Consider the following 13,348-nt stretch of genomic DNA (forward strand, 5'->3'; position numbering starts at 1 on the left):
GGCAAGCAGAGAGCCTTGTAAAGTCGTTCGCATGAAACCGAACCTCCACGTAAGCGCTTTCGTTGCGGGGACCTAGAACGACGCCTTCAGCTGGCCGCCGATGCTCCATACAGGATCGGCGTCTTCGCGAAACGTTGCTGCGGCAGAGGTGTTGACCTGCCATTTTTCGGTAACCATCCACCCGATGCGTCCGCCAAGCGCCGCATAATTCTGGTCCTCTGTGCTGCCCTTGACATCGCCGACCCAGTCGACGGAGGCTTCTACGCCCTTCTTGTCTGCGGACGTGCGTCCTACACCCAGTGAAAGCGTCAGGTCGAACCGCTCATCGAGCTTGCGGCTCCAAGCTAATTCGGCGCCGAGACTGTCAGTGATCGTTGAGCCGGATCCCATCCTGGCGGCGAAGAGATTGTCGGTCTTGTCTTCCCCATAGCCATCGAGGTCGAGCCAGGATCGAGCGAAACGGGTCGACAGCGCCAGTTCGTTGGTATCGTCGGGCGCGTAGATGACACCAACCCGAGCGTAGGACGCAAACAACGATCCAGATGTCGCACCCCCGGTCTGGATCATCTCATCGATGTTCATGTAGCTTCGGGTGAGCGACGCGGAAACATCGGGCGATCCCCATGCGCCAGCCTCCCCGAAAGCACGCCATGTTGCCGGCGCAGTCGTGTATCGGATACCTCCGGCAAAGAGCGCAAGGTCGTCCGAGAGAGCGTCCGACGCGCTCGCGCTGACGCGTGTTGCGCCCCCAAGCAGGCTGAAGCCGCTGCCAGCTTCCCAGCGAGCGTTAAAGCCCGCCGCCGCGTCACTGTTGCCCGAGAGAGAGACATAGCTTCCGCTGTCGAAGCGCTCGGATTGGCCTAACAGCGTTAGTGCTGTTTGAGAAAGATCGAGTGCAATGGACTGCCGCTGATGTGCAATCTGGTTCATCGAGTCCACCACGGAGCGGGTTGTGGTGAAGCCGAGGCGAGCGAAATCGATGGTATCGAGGAACAGGATTGCGTCCTGGGCCTCATCGTCCAAGGGCCCGGCGGATGTGAGGAGCACTGTAAGGTCGAGTGTGCTCGATCCCGAGACCCCGACCTTGCCACCAACCGCGACGTCGGCATCCACTGGGCCGGACGCCTCGTATTTCAGTATCTCCATCCGATCCTTGAGAGCTTGAATGGACACGGCCTGCCCTTCCGACGTCGAAACAAAGCCGCGATAGTCCATCGCATAAACTGAGTGACCATCCGGCTGTGTCACCGGTACGCTGAGCGAGCAGCGTGTCGTGGCGCGGCGGATACCGGAGGCACCGCCCGCTGTCGCCGAAAAATCGTCGAACAGATAACTGGTCGCGTTGCCGTCGGGTGATCGGACGCGCGAGTATGTCCCTTCAGCGCATCCGTCTGCTGCGAGCACCAGATCTGGAATAGAGAAATTGACCACAGCAAGCAGCGGGAGGAAACGGCGGATACGCATGACAAAATATTCCCGGCATCGGGGGGGGCAGCGACCGTGCTGCCCCGGATTTTCCTTTTTAGCGGCAGTCGCGCCACTGAAGTTGGTAGACGATCGCTGCCTTCACGTCCTGCGTATCAACTGTCGCCATGGCCTCCTGCTTGCGCGTGGTATTGACGCGGATGCTGGAATTGGTGCGCAGGTTTACGTCCTCGCCGCACGCCGACCAGATCAGTGATTCCGCAACGAGCTTGTTTGAAATCAGATAATCCTTCTCGACCGGGCCGTTGAACGTTTTTGTGAATGCCGGACCACTTCTGCCCGCGAAGAAGTACTCCACATTGAACTGCGAGCGCGCGCCGCGTGGGAGCTGGTTAAACCCGCGGTAATCGATCGCGAGGACCGAAACACTGCGACCCTGCGGGACATGGACCGGTATGGCAACGTTGCAGGTCTTGCGGTCCAGGGATTTGCCGGTATCACCGCCGGCTTCAACAATGTAGTTGTCGAACAGCAGGCTGAGAGCCTTTCCATCAGGGCTGATGGTCGCCGATACGCTGTCAGAAGGGCAACCACTTCCGCCATAGCCTGGTGTGCCAAGCGAGATATCGTCTGCTTGGGCGGCCGAGGCCATAAGGAGAGATGCGAGCAAGAGACCTGCGGTTTTCATGGGGTTCCTCAAATTTTGTCGAACGTGGCGTTCGGTAGCGGCATGACGCGAGTGAGCTGAACTTCTCCTGAGTGGGACATTCATGTCGGAGTCATTCGCCTGATGCCAAATGTCAGTAGGAGAGTTAAAAGATTTTTAACTAAAAGTGGCGGTGAAGGTACTTTTCGTAGGTCTAATTAAGGCAATCCAATCACTTTGCGCGAGAAACCGGATCCATCGAAGCAAAAAGCACTGACCGAGGAGATTCAGATGTTCAGGATTGGCACAACTTTGCGTCTTTCAGCTCTGGCGGTCAGCCTCGGCATTGGCCTGTCGAGTTGCGCTGCGACGGCACCATCCATCCGTTCCAGTGAAGCCGGACCATCTCAATCCTCGCGGGCTGCCGAACACCGGCGCGCGCAGAGGCAAAAAGCGATTGATGGCGGTTATCAGCGGCTTTATCGTCCGAAAGGATGCCGCTCCTCGACGGCATCATGCGATGGATTTCCTCGAATGTCGTTCAAGCTGTCCACACCGGGCACGGCGACGACATAGGATTCGCGCCGAGCGACGCCCGATGGTGATCGTCTCTACCGCTCAAGCCCGCCGTCACATTTGAACAACCAGCCGGATCACTTCGCCTCGGTGCAAGCGGTCGAAACCTTCGTTGATCTCGTCGAGCCGGATCTCGCCGCTGAGAAGCTTGTTCACCGGCAGGCGCCCGGACTTGTAGAGAGCAACGTAGCGCGGAATGTCGCGGACGGGGACGCAGGTGCCGATATAGCTGCCCTTCAGCATTCGCTCCTCGGCGACGAGACTGACGATGTTGAGGGGAAGCGTCGCGGTGGGTGCCGGCAGTCCGGCTGTCACCGTCGTCCCGCCGCGCCGTGTCATCCTGTAGGCGCTCTCCAGCGCCTTTTCGGAACCGGCAAACTCGAAAGCGAAATCGGCGCCGCCATTGGTGAGCTGCCGAACCTTATCGACCGCGTCCGCATCGCGGGCATTGAATGTCGCCGTGGCGCCCAGATCGCGGGCGATGCTCAGCTTCTCATCCGAGAGGTCGACGGCGATGACCTGCGCCGCACCCGCCGAAATAGCTCCCAGCAGAGCAGCAAGCCCGACCCCGCCGAGGCCGATGATTACCGTGGTCTGGCCTGCCTGGACCTTCGCCGTATTCACCACCGCGCCGACGCCGGTCAGGACCGCGCAGCCGAACAGCGCTGCTTCGTTGAACGGCAGGTCCTTGTCGATCTTGACGATCGAGCGGCGCGACACGACCGCGTGTTCGGCAAAAGCCGAGCAACCGATGTGATGATGGACCGGCTCGCCATGCGATTTCAGGCGGATGCTGCCTGTCAGTAGTGTGCCCTTGCCGTTTGCTGCAGCGCCCGGTTCGCAGAGCGCCGGTCTTCCTTCCGCACAGGGAAGGCAGTGGCCGCAGCTTGGCACAAAGGCAAGCACGACGTGATCGCCGACCTCGAGATCGTCGACACCTTCACCCAGCTCCACCACTTCGCCCGCGGCCTCGTGACCGATTGCCATCGGCAGCGGTCGCGGCCGGCTTCCGTTGATCACCGAGAGATCCGAGTGGCAGAGCCCTGCGGCACGAATGCGCACAAGCACCTCTCCCTGCCCCGGCGGATCGAGATCCAGCTCGGCGATTTCAAGCGGCTTGCTCTCTGCATAAGGCATGCTCGCGCCTGTCTGGCGAAGCGTTGCGGCTCGGATCTTCATGTCATACCTCTCTGGAATCTGGAATGCGGCGCGTGAAAACTAGCATTGTCTGCACCGCATGCGAAAACTTCCGCCGTCGGTTTCGATCTGCGTGGCGTGCGGCGCCAGGAAATGCCCCGTCATCAGCATAGTCTCGGTGTCGGCGATATCGCCCAGCAATGCTGCCCGCGTAAGCGCGGACTGGGCCTGATTTTCGCAGCCCATGCAACTCAGTTGCGGATATTTGAGCTGGATCGGGTGATGGATGATATCGCCTGAAAACACGCATTCGCGGCCATTGGAATGCAGCCATATCGCGACATGGCCAGGCGTGTGGCCCGGCGCCGGTTTGAACGTGAGGCAGCCATCCAGTTCATACCCATCGTCGACCAGCACGACCTGACCGGTCTCCACGACGGGCAGAACGCTGTCGCTATAGGCTGCAAGATGATGGCCGCCGGGATCGGAGCCGTATTTCTCGGCCCAGTAATCGTACTCTGTGCGGCCAAAGATGTACTTGGCATTCGGGAAGGTCGGAACCCAGCGTCCGTCGATCAGCCTTGTGTTCCAGCCGACATGATCGGCGTGGAGATGGGTGCAACAGACATAATCGATGTCCTCGGGCTCAACGCCTGTTGCGCGAAGACGCTCGAGAAACGGGGTCGAAAGGTTGGACCACTGGGTGCGAGCGTGCCGTTCCTTGTCGTTGCCGACGCAGGTATCGATCAGGATCTTGTGCCGGCCGGTGTCGACCAGCCAGGCATGGATGCTGAGCCTGATCCGATCGCTATCGGCATCGTAGAAAGCCGGTGCAAGCCAGGAACGCTCGCGCTCGAGGATCTCGTCCGTAACGAGAGGGAAGAACGTCTTCATCCGGAACGATGTATCTTCCAGCTCCCATATGGCCGAAACCGTGATGTCTCCAATGGCAAAACGGGTCATGAAAATCTCCGAAGTTCGGGCCTGCTCACGCGCTCGCGACAGCTGCCTGTTGCCGGACCGGAGGCCAACCGGAATCAGTCGATGTCGCAAGCCGGTTCAGCAGCTGTTTCAGCACCCAGACCTCGTTTTCGTCGAGAAGCGCAAGGCAGTCGGCTTCGGCAGCCTTCAGCATGGCAACGATCTCCATCATCGCCTTGCGTCCCGCGCCCGTCAGATGCGCACGCCGTGGTCCTGTCCCGTCGATCTCGATCAACCCTTCGGCCTCGAGCTTTGCCATCGTCTCGTCGGTAATCTCGTCTCCGCGGGAGCGACCGATCTCGCTGATGGTGTCGAGTGTCCTGCCATCCTCATGGCCGAGCAGCGTCAGCACGGCATAGTCCGCGCCGCTCCATCCGCGCCGCCGGCGTTCAACCACCGCGTCGTTGCGGATCTGGTAGAAGACCCGTGAGATCTGGTAGATGAAATCATCGGGCGAAAGACTGCTTTCCGTTTTCTCAAACGAGGTGTTTTCGCCGGCGTGGCGAATGAGCCGGCCGTATTGCCCGCCATGGAAGACCAGCGGCGGTGTGCTCGAATGCTCGAACCCGGTGATCTCGCCCACGAAAATGATATGGTCCCCGCCTTCATACTGATGGGCGGTCCGGCATTCGAACCGGGCAGCGCAGTCTTTAAGCAGCGGGATGTCGCCGTCTCCCCTCTCCACGGTCAGCCCCTCGAACTTGTCTTCCTTCTTGCTGGCGAAAAGACCGGAGATGTCGCTCTGTTCGGCTGACAGGATGTGAACTGCGAAATGGCCCGCCTGCCGGAAATCGTCAAAGCTCGAGGATGTCTTGGCAAGGCTCCAGAGGATCATCGGCGGATCGAGCGACACCGAGCTGAAGCTGTTTGCGGTGCGTCCGATATCCTGCCCGTCCGCGGATCGGGTGGTGACGACGGTCACGCCGGTCGCGAAGGATCCAAGCGCGTTACGCAGAATGCGGGGGTCGTTGGACATGGTGATTGCTCCCTGTCTTATTGATGGTGATGAATGGTCTTTGCGGGTGATGCCGGTTGGGGCAGCGAGCCGCTCTGTTCGTCCTCGAGATCGGCACCGGCCGCCTCGCGCAACGGAATGATTGTGACGACCGACAGGCAGGCGGCGGCGATGATGTAGCAGGCAAGCGGTATCCAGCTCCCTGACCAGGCCCAGAGCGCGGCTGCGATCATCGGCGTCGGTCCGCTCCAGAGCACGGTTGCGAACTGATAGGCGACGGACACGCCGCTATAGCGGACCGACGCCCCATACTGCTCGGCGAAAAGGCTGGGCTGGGTGGATTGCGTCGTGGCCTGCCCGAAGATGATGGACAGGGTCATCGCAGCGGTGATCCAGAATACGCTCGCCGTATCCATGAGAAGAAAGAACGGCACGATGAAGAGGCCGTTGAAGATCATGCCCCCCATGAACACCCGCTTGCGGCCGATCCGGTCGGAAAGTCCGGCAAACAGGGGCTGGGCGATAAAGCAGAAGACGGCTGCGATCATCAGCGAATTAAGCGCCGTCGCCCGGTCGATGCCGACGACCGTCGTCAGATAGACCAGCGAATACACCGCCACGATATAGAAACTGGTGTTTTCCGCGGCCTGACAGGCGACCAGAAGCGCTGTCTTCTTGCCATGCTTGCCCAGCACGTCCACGATCGGCAGGCGCTGGCGTTCGCCACCGGATTTCAGCTTCTGGAAGCTTGGCGATTCCGCGAGGCGTCTGCGGAGGAAGATACCGAAGACGAGAAGGATGCCACTGAACAGGAAGGGCAAGCGCCATCCCCAGGCCATGAACTGCTCGGGCGTCGTCAATCCGCCGACAAGCGCCATCACGCCGGACGAAAGAAGAAGGGCCGCCGGAATGCCCATCTGCGGCCAGCTGCCGAAAAAGCCGCGCGTCTTGTTCGGCGCGTGTTCGACGACCATCAGGGTCGCTCCGCCCCATTCGCCGCCAACCGCAAAGCCCTGCAGGAAGCGAAGCACGGTAAGCAGGATCGGCGCCCCGACGCCGAGGACGGCGTAGGTCGGGATAAGACCGATCAGAAATGTGATTCCGCCCATCATGGTGAGGCTGAGGATCAGCATCGCCTTGCGGCCGATCCGGTCACCGAAATGGCCGAACACGATGCCTCCGAGAGGCCGGGCAATGAACCCGATGGCGAAGGTCGCGAAGGCTGCGATCATACCTGTGACCGGGTCGAATTCCGGAAAGAACAGTTTGTTGAAGACGAGTGCCGTGGCGGTACCGAAGATGAAGAAATCGTACCATTCCAGGGTCGATCCGATAAAGCTCGCCAGTGCGACCTTGCGGATGTCGGATGTTTGCGTGGCCATGAAGCTCCTCCCCGAGCTGTTATTGGCAATCGCATGGGTCTCCCTCAAGCCTCCAGCGGAAGACCCATGCGCAGGTCGTGGTTAGTTTTCGAGCGGGATATCGACATCCAGCAGGGGGGCGTGCTGCTGCGCACCGTACACGTCGGTATCGCCGATATCGCCGGCGGGGATCGCTCGCGGGAACGTCGCCTTGAACGCAGCGGCGGTATCGTAGGGCGTAAACAGCACGTCTTCTTCCTTGACGCCGTAGAGCCTGGAGAAAAGGGCCGCATTGAGCGTTCCCGTCGCCTTCACGCGGCGGTAGAGGTCGTGATCCTCGAACAGGACGTCGATCGTGACGTTGAAAGGACCGGCATTCTTGCTCTTGCAGATCTGGGCGATGTCTCTGATGAGGGCCATGTCACACCTTCTCGTATTCGATGGGGAACAGGGCGCAGGGATCGCTGACTTCGACCGTATGGAAGATGCTGAAGCGATACATCGGCCCCATGTCGATATCCGACGGACTGAACGGGAACGCCATGTTGCCTTCCTTGCACAGACGCCCCGGGAAATCCGCATGCAGCATCGAGGTGCGTGCCATGGCGATGACCGCATTGGCGATATCCGCCGTCTTGGCGACAACCTCGATCACGAAGCCAAGTTCGTGGCTCGTGATCTGCTTGACCGGCTCCCAGCCGCCCATGACGCCGTCCTTGCCGTAGCAATGGATGATCATCCGGTAATCGTCGCGCGGAACGCCGAAGGATTCGGCCTTCACGGCAACCTTCTCGCGGTGGGTGGCGAGATAGTCGTCGATCTGCCAGATCAGGATCGGATCGCGCGTGCCGCAGATCGCGATGGACCGGTAACCGGCCATCTCGACGCCTTCGAGCTTGATCGTGTACCGATCGGCCGGCGTCCAGGTCATGCCGTCGATCTTGACGGCACGATCGCTGATCGCCTCGAACCGGCAATCGGTCGTATCCAGCAGACCACCGGGCTCGACGTGGTGGATCGGGCTCGAATTCTCATGCAGCGCGAAATTCGCGACGGCCAACGGCGTCGAGCGCCGAATCGGGTTCGGCGGCTCGCAGACGACATGGTCGTCGCGAACGCGAAGGAAAATGCAGTCCGGCTCCTTTGGCACGGTCGGCTCGGCGCCGCATTCCAGCATCTTGCCCGCATACCACGACGGTGCAGGCGCCATGCCGGCCCGGATGGCGGGGGCCGCCCACTGCGCCGGGTCGCTGCTTCGACCGGCAAGAATGACCTGCGCGCCTTCGTCGAGTGCCTTTGCAAACGGCTCCGGCCCCATCATGCCGACGACGCGGGTAGAGTTGTCGATCATCTGGCGGTCGAGCGGCTTCATCTTTGCCAGCGGTTTCGTGAGGCCCTTCTCGGCCCAGCCGGCGAGGTCGCTCTTGCTTTGCTCGGAATGGATCAGCGCCATCTTGAACGACAGCCCCTCCTCCCGTGCAATTTCCCGCACAAGTGCTGCCGTATCCTGCAGATGCGGCTCGCCCCCTGCCCCACCGGACGTGCCGATGATGCAGGGAATACCGGCCGCGATGCTGGCCTGCAGCATCAGCCGCAGATCACGCTTGACCGAAAGGCGCGAACAGAAGGACGTTCCGGCACCGAGATAGTAGGGCCCGGGATCGGTACTGCCGCCATCGCAACCGATGACATGCGGCTGCCACGACATTCCGATCTTGAGCGATTCCTCGGCATAGCCATAGCCGAGGATGCCGCTCGTCGAGAGCATTCTGAATTCTTTCATCACTCTTCTCCGACTGCTCGCTTATTCCGCCGCCTGGCGCTGGGCGGGATGAACCGGCATGGGAATGCCGAGGTTTTCGCGCAGCGTCGTGCCGGCATAGTCCTTCTGATAGACGCCGCGACGCTGGAGCTCCGGCACCACGTAGCGGACGAAGTCCTCGTAGGCGCCCGGTGTATGGGTGGCCGCCAGCACGAAACCGTCACAGGCTCCTGATGTGAACCACTCTTCCATCTGGTCGGCGACCATGGTCGGCGTCCCGCAGAAGATCGGAAACTCGCCGATCGTGCCGCGGCCCGAATAGTGCACGAAGTCACGCACGGTCGGATTGGGTTTGCCGCTCAGGGAGATGACGCGCTCCTTGAAGCCCGACCAGGACAGCTTCTTCAGCTCCTCGTCGGTGAATTCGCTATCCATCGGCTTGCTGGCGAAATCGAAGTTGAGCGCTTCCGACAACAGCACGACAGCATCGATCGGCTTGGCGAGCGCACGAATGTACTCGCGCTTCTCCTCGGCGATTTCCTGGCTTTCGCCGACGCAGACGTAGCAGGCCGGGCAGATTGCAACCTCGTCGGGATTACGACCGGCGGCAGCGACCTCCTGCTTCACGGCGGCATACTGTTTCTGCCCTGCCTCAAGCGTCGGGTAGACAACAAAGATCAGATCGCCCCACTTGCCGGCGAACTCCCGACCGCGGCCGCTCTGGCCTGCCTGGATCAACACCGGGCGGCCCTGCGCTGACGGAGGCACCGGCAGCGGACCCTTCGAGCTGAAATACTTGCCCTTGTGATCGAGCCGATGGACCTTCTTCGGATCGGCAAACTGGCCGGTCTCCTTGTCGACGATCAGCGCATCAGGCTCCCAGCTGTTCCAGAGCCCTGTCACCACGTCCAGGAACTCGTCGGCCCGCTCGTAGCGCAGGTCATGGGCAAGATGCTCGACGCGGCCGAAGTTGGCCGCCTCGGAATTGTTGAGCGAGGTCACGACGTTCCACGCAGCACGGCCCTTGGTCATCAGGTCGAGCGTTGCGAACAGGCGCGCCACATGAAAGGGCTCGTAATAGGTGGTCGAATAGGTGATGCCGAGGCCGATATGGCTGGTTGCCATGCCGATCGCCGTGATGATCGAGACCGGATCCATCTTGACGACGCGAACGCCGTTCTCGACCGCTTCCTGGTGATCGTCACCGTAGATGTCGGGCATGGCCAGACGGTCGTCGAAAAAGGCGAGATGGAACTTGCCGTCCTCGAGGATGCGTCCGATGCGCTGGAAATATTCGGCGGACAGAAAATCGGTGGCGCCGGCAGGATGCCGCCATGAGCCGGGCGCAATCGAGCAGTTCTGCGCCTGCAGGAAGCCCACCATTTTCATCTGGCGTTTTGAAGTAGACATCGTTCCTCCCGTGTCATCGTCAATCGCAAATATTTGCGCAAACGTTTGCGCACTCCGATCCAATCGCTTTCTGGAGGAGATGTCAAGTTGGGAGCGAATATTTTGTCATGCAGCCCCTCTTTTTCGCATCGGTGCGGATGCGGAGTGGCGCGACAGGGCGCAGCTGTTTTGTTATGAATCGGTATGAACTCAACACTGCCGCCTTCCACACCGCGCCGAGCGACGGTCGTTACCCTGTCAGCACTGGCGGGAGTCGCGCCATCGACGGTGACCCGCGCGCTCAAAGGCGACACGCGGATTTCCCAAAAAATGCGGGACCTGATCATCGGGCTTGCGAAAGAACACGGCTACATGCCGAACGTTCTGGCGCGCACGCTGTCTTCGGGGAAGAGCGGTCTGTACGGACTTGTCCTCGGACCGGCTGAAAACCCGTTCTATACGGAACTGTTGCACGAAGCGACGCGACAAGCGGAGAAGCTCGGCTTTCGCCTCCTCATCATTCATGCCGGCGGCGGGCCTATCGAGGATACCACTGCGCAGGCGCTGATTCAGTACCAGGTCGATGGCTGCATCATCTCGTCGGCCATATTGTCTTCAAAGGCCGCCGACATCTGCGCCCAGAACAACGTCCCGCTCGTGATGGTCAACCGCGTCGCACTTTCGCATGGATGCTTCGTCACCTGCGACAATCGTGCTGGCGGTGCTGAGATGGCGAAACTTCTGATGTTGCGAGGATGCCGTCGTTTCGGACTGATCTACACCTCCTCCACCAGTTCGACGTCTCGCGAACGCGAGGAAGGATTTGTCGCCGAACTGGAACAGGCCGGTCTGGCACTCTCCCTTCGAATCGACGGCCACTCCAATTACGACGGCGGCTTCGAGGCCGGTCGCGAGATCGCGGCGATCCCCTCGGCGGAGCGCCCGGATGCGATCTTCGCGTTGAGCGACATCATGGCCATGGGCGTCCTCGACGCACTGCGCCTGGCGTCGATCGATGTGCCCGGCGACATCCTGGTTGCAGGCTTCGATGGCGTTGCGGCGTCCGCCCGGCCGATCTACGACCTCACGACAATCCAGCAGCCCCTGCCCCTGATGATCCAGCGCGCCTTTGAACTGCTGCGAGCGCGCACGGTCGATCCGAGCCTGCCGGACGAACTGATCGCCATGCGCGGCAAGCTGATTGTTCGCGGCTCCACCGGCCGGGCATGAAAAAGGGCGCGAAAAGCGCCCTTTCTCGACCAGTTGTCGGTGCAGCCTATCAGCCCGCTTTCGGAATATACATCACGATTGCGGGGAAGAAGTAGATGGCAAGCACGGCGAACAGCATGATGACGACGTATGGCAGAGCCCCGTACATCACCTCCTTCAAACTCGATTTCGCCACCGACTGGATCACGAAGAGGTTCATACCCACCGGCGGCGTAATCAGCGCGATCTCGATCATCAGCACGAAGTAGATGCCGAACCAGATTGGATCGATTCCGTGCACGCCGAGCGACGGGAGGAGCACCGGAAGCACGATCAGGATCATCGCGATACCCTCCAGGAACAGGCCGAGCAGGAGCAACACCGCTGTGACCGCCAGCATGAACATGCCAGCCGTCTCGATATTGACGGCGATCCACTGGGAGATTTCGTAGGGAATGCGGTAAAGCATGATCGCCTTGCCGAATACGTTTGCCCCCGCAATGATCAGCAGCAGGTTCGCCGTGGTAAGACCCGCGCCGAACACCGCCCCCCGAAAATCTGCAAAAGACACGCCCCGGCGTATGCAGAATACGTAGATCAGGGTCATGACGAGGCCCACAGCTGCCGACTCCGTCGGCGTGAAGACGCCTGCATAGATCCCGACGATCATCGTCAGCGCAATGACCATGGTCGGCAGGGCGCGAAGGCTTGCAGCCATCCGACCACCCGAACCGGATTCACCTTTTTCCGCCTTCGGTGCCGCCCCCATGAACGACTTGACGATGCAGTAGATCAGGAACAGCACGATCAAGAACAGCCCGGGCCCGACGCCGGCAAGGAACATCGAGGCGGTGGACTGCTCCGCGACCGCCGAATAGATGATCAGCGGAATGGACGGCGGGATGAGGATGCCAAGCGTTGCGCCAGCGGCGAGCGTTCCCATGACAAAGCGACGATCGTAGCCGCGCTTGGTCATCTCGGGAATTGCCACGGTGCCGATCATGGCCGCAACGGCCACGGAAGAGCCCGAGATCGCGGCAAAGATGCCGCAGGAGATGATCGTTGCGATCGCGACACCGCCGCGCACGCCGCCGACCCATCGCTGCACCGCGTCGAACAGGTCTTTCGCGACCCCCGCCTTCAGCAGGATATTCGACGTCAAAAGAAACACCGGCACCGCCAGCAGGATGAAATTGTTGACCGAGCCGAGGAATTCCATCGACACGCTGGCGAGCGGCACGTCCTTCATCAGGAGAAGAACGATACCCGTCGTCGAAAGCGCGATACCGACCGGTATGCCCGCAAACAGAAAGACGAAGAGCGCGACTAGTACGATAACGCTTTCCATATCAGATCTCCTCGTGCGCGAGTTCGAGCTTGCGTCGCTGCCCCGTCGCAACAAGCAGGATCAGTTCCAGCGCAGCCTGGACGAAGAAAAGAAAGAACCCGATCGCGACCGGCAGGTAGAAGAGCCAATAGGGGATGCGCAGGACACTCGCCGTAGCGCGGCCGACTGTCGCCGCGTCGATTGCGGCAACAAGCGCCTCGAAGGAGACGACGGCACAGGCGAGCGCGATGATCGCAAAGCTTATGCCTTCGAGAACGACCTTGGCGCGTTCGCCGACCGCATCGGAGAAAAGCGTGATCGAGATCAACTGCCGGCGCCCCATGCAGGCTGGAAACAGCAGGAATGTTGCCCAGACCATGCCGAGACGTGAGGTCTCCTCGACCCAGTCCGTCGGACTGTTGAAGAAGTATCGCGACGCCACTTCATAGGCGACGATGATGCCGATGAAGAGGTAGATCCATGAACTGTATTCACCGATCCTCATGATGGTCGACTCGATTGTGCCGACCCATTTCTTTTCTTGCGGGGGCATGGTGCCGTTCCTCCCAGACGTTTGCGT

General features: G+C 60.7%; 13 protein-coding genes. 2 read left to right on the top strand and 11 right to left on the bottom strand.

The features are described from left to right. Positions 1-72: 72 nt before the first annotated feature. Both ACQY1L_RS19950 and ACQY1L_RS19955 read right to left on the bottom strand, forming a co-directional pair. A complete protein-coding gene (locus ACQY1L_RS19950; protein ID WP_430262121.1) occupies positions 73-1,464 on the bottom strand; it encodes a DUF4360 domain-containing protein in 1,392 nt (463 codons plus the stop codon). A 58-nt stretch (positions 1,465-1,522) separates the two neighbouring features. Further along, complete coding sequence (locus ACQY1L_RS19955; RefSeq protein ID WP_062577828.1) at positions 1,523-2,113, bottom strand: DUF4360 domain-containing protein; 591 nt, start codon at positions 2,111-2,113, stop codon at positions 1,523-1,525. Positions 2,114-2,362: 249 nt separating this feature from the next. Between ACQY1L_RS19955 and ACQY1L_RS19960 the strand changes: the two genes are divergently transcribed. Then, entirely contained in the window at positions 2,363-2,647 is a 285-nt protein-coding gene (locus ACQY1L_RS19960) for a hypothetical protein (RefSeq protein ID WP_162759480.1), read from the top strand. Between the two features lie 54 nt (positions 2,648-2,701). On the opposite strand, the gene ACQY1L_RS19965 is transcribed toward ACQY1L_RS19960, so the two are convergent. The 7 genes from ACQY1L_RS19965 to ACQY1L_RS19995 form a co-directional block, all read right to left on the bottom strand. Beyond that, positions 2,702-3,826 carry a zinc-dependent alcohol dehydrogenase family protein gene (locus ACQY1L_RS19965; protein ID WP_430245807.1) on the bottom strand — a complete coding sequence of 375 codons (1,125 nt, stop codon included), beginning with the start codon at positions 3,824-3,826 and terminating at the stop codon, positions 2,702-2,704. A 39-nt stretch (positions 3,827-3,865) separates the two neighbouring features. Next, positions 3,866-4,747 (bottom strand): MBL fold metallo-hydrolase, encoded by an 882-nt coding sequence (locus ACQY1L_RS19970; RefSeq protein WP_062577822.1) that lies wholly within the window; start codon positions 4,745-4,747, stop codon positions 3,866-3,868. 25 nt (positions 4,748-4,772) lie between these two features. Then, complete coding sequence (locus tag ACQY1L_RS19975) at positions 4,773-5,741, bottom strand: flavin reductase (protein ID WP_184655850.1); 969 nt, start codon at positions 5,739-5,741, stop codon at positions 4,773-4,775. Between the two features lie 17 nt (positions 5,742-5,758). Beyond that, on the bottom strand, positions 5,759-7,102 hold the full coding sequence (locus ACQY1L_RS19980; RefSeq protein WP_192087409.1) for an MFS transporter: 1,344 nt from the start codon (positions 7,100-7,102) through the stop codon (positions 5,759-5,761). 81 nt (positions 7,103-7,183) lie between these two features. Beyond that, complete coding sequence (locus tag ACQY1L_RS19985; protein WP_062459166.1) at positions 7,184-7,501, bottom strand: DUF4387 domain-containing protein; 318 nt, start codon at positions 7,499-7,501, stop codon at positions 7,184-7,186. A gap of 1 nt (position 7,502) precedes the next feature. Further along, positions 7,503-8,864 carry an acyclic terpene utilization AtuA family protein gene (locus tag ACQY1L_RS19990; RefSeq protein ID WP_430245810.1) on the bottom strand — a complete coding sequence of 454 codons (1,362 nt, stop codon included), beginning with the start codon at positions 8,862-8,864 and terminating at the stop codon, positions 7,503-7,505. A 21-nt stretch (positions 8,865-8,885) separates the two neighbouring features. Further along, a complete protein-coding gene (locus ACQY1L_RS19995; RefSeq protein WP_082476357.1) occupies positions 8,886-10,253 on the bottom strand; it encodes an LLM class flavin-dependent oxidoreductase in 1,368 nt (455 codons plus the stop codon). 183 nt (positions 10,254-10,436) lie between these two features. Between ACQY1L_RS19995 and ACQY1L_RS20000 the strand changes: the two genes are divergently transcribed. Beyond that, positions 10,437-11,462: a LacI family DNA-binding transcriptional regulator gene (locus tag ACQY1L_RS20000; RefSeq protein ID WP_082476356.1), complete on the top strand. Its 1,026-nt coding sequence runs from the start codon at positions 10,437-10,439 to the stop codon at positions 11,460-11,462. A 49-nt stretch (positions 11,463-11,511) separates the two neighbouring features. Here the strand turns inward: ACQY1L_RS20000 and ACQY1L_RS20005 are convergent, their stop codons facing one another. Beyond that, entirely contained in the window at positions 11,512-12,789 is a 1,278-nt protein-coding gene (locus tag ACQY1L_RS20005) for a TRAP transporter large permease (RefSeq protein WP_430245813.1), read from the bottom strand. A 1-nt stretch (position 12,790) separates the two neighbouring features. After that, positions 12,791-13,321 carry a TRAP transporter small permease gene (locus ACQY1L_RS20010; RefSeq protein WP_062459152.1) on the bottom strand — a complete coding sequence of 177 codons (531 nt, stop codon included), beginning with the start codon at positions 13,319-13,321 and terminating at the stop codon, positions 12,791-12,793. Positions 13,322-13,348: the final 27 nt, after the last annotated feature.

It is taken from the genome of Neorhizobium sp. DAR64862/K0K3 (assembly GCF_050500185.1).
Lineage (GTDB): Bacteria > Pseudomonadota > Alphaproteobacteria > Rhizobiales > Rhizobiaceae > Neorhizobium > Neorhizobium soli.

Excerpts from the sequence above, each read along its gene's own strand:
- ACQY1L_RS19950 (WP_430262121.1), bottom strand. The coding sequence starts at position 1,464 with ATGCGTATCCGCCGTTTCCTCCCGCTGCTTGCTGTGGTCAATTTCTCT.
- ACQY1L_RS19955 (WP_062577828.1), bottom strand. The coding sequence starts at position 2,113 with ATGAAAACCGCAGGTCTCTTGCTCGCATCTCTCCTTATGGCCTCGGCC.
- ACQY1L_RS19960 (WP_162759480.1), top strand. The coding sequence starts at position 2,363 with ATGTTCAGGATTGGCACAACTTTGCGTCTTTCAGCTCTGGCGGTCAGC.
- ACQY1L_RS19965 (WP_430245807.1), bottom strand. The coding sequence starts at position 3,826 with ATGAAGATCCGAGCCGCAACGCTTCGCCAGACAGGCGCGAGCATGCCT.
- ACQY1L_RS19970 (WP_062577822.1), bottom strand. The coding sequence starts at position 4,747 with ATGACCCGTTTTGCCATTGGAGACATCACGGTTTCGGCCATATGGGAG.
- ACQY1L_RS19975 (WP_184655850.1), bottom strand. The coding sequence starts at position 5,741 with ATGTCCAACGACCCCCGCATTCTGCGTAACGCGCTTGGATCCTTCGCG.
- ACQY1L_RS19980 (WP_192087409.1), bottom strand. The coding sequence starts at position 7,102 with ATGGCCACGCAAACATCCGACATCCGCAAGGTCGCACTGGCGAGCTTT.
- ACQY1L_RS19985 (WP_062459166.1), bottom strand. The coding sequence starts at position 7,501 with ATGGCCCTCATCAGAGACATCGCCCAGATCTGCAAGAGCAAGAATGCC.
- ACQY1L_RS19990 (WP_430245810.1), bottom strand. The coding sequence starts at position 8,864 with ATGAAAGAATTCAGAATGCTCTCGACGAGCGGCATCCTCGGCTATGGC.
- ACQY1L_RS19995 (WP_082476357.1), bottom strand. The coding sequence starts at position 10,253 with ATGTCTACTTCAAAACGCCAGATGAAAATGGTGGGCTTCCTGCAGGCG.
- ACQY1L_RS20000 (WP_082476356.1), top strand. The coding sequence starts at position 10,437 with ATGAACTCAACACTGCCGCCTTCCACACCGCGCCGAGCGACGGTCGTT.
- ACQY1L_RS20005 (WP_430245813.1), bottom strand. The coding sequence starts at position 12,789 with ATGGAAAGCGTTATCGTACTAGTCGCGCTCTTCGTCTTTCTGTTTGCG.
- ACQY1L_RS20010 (WP_062459152.1), bottom strand. The coding sequence starts at position 13,321 with ATGCCCCCGCAAGAAAAGAAATGGGTCGGCACAATCGAGTCGACCATC.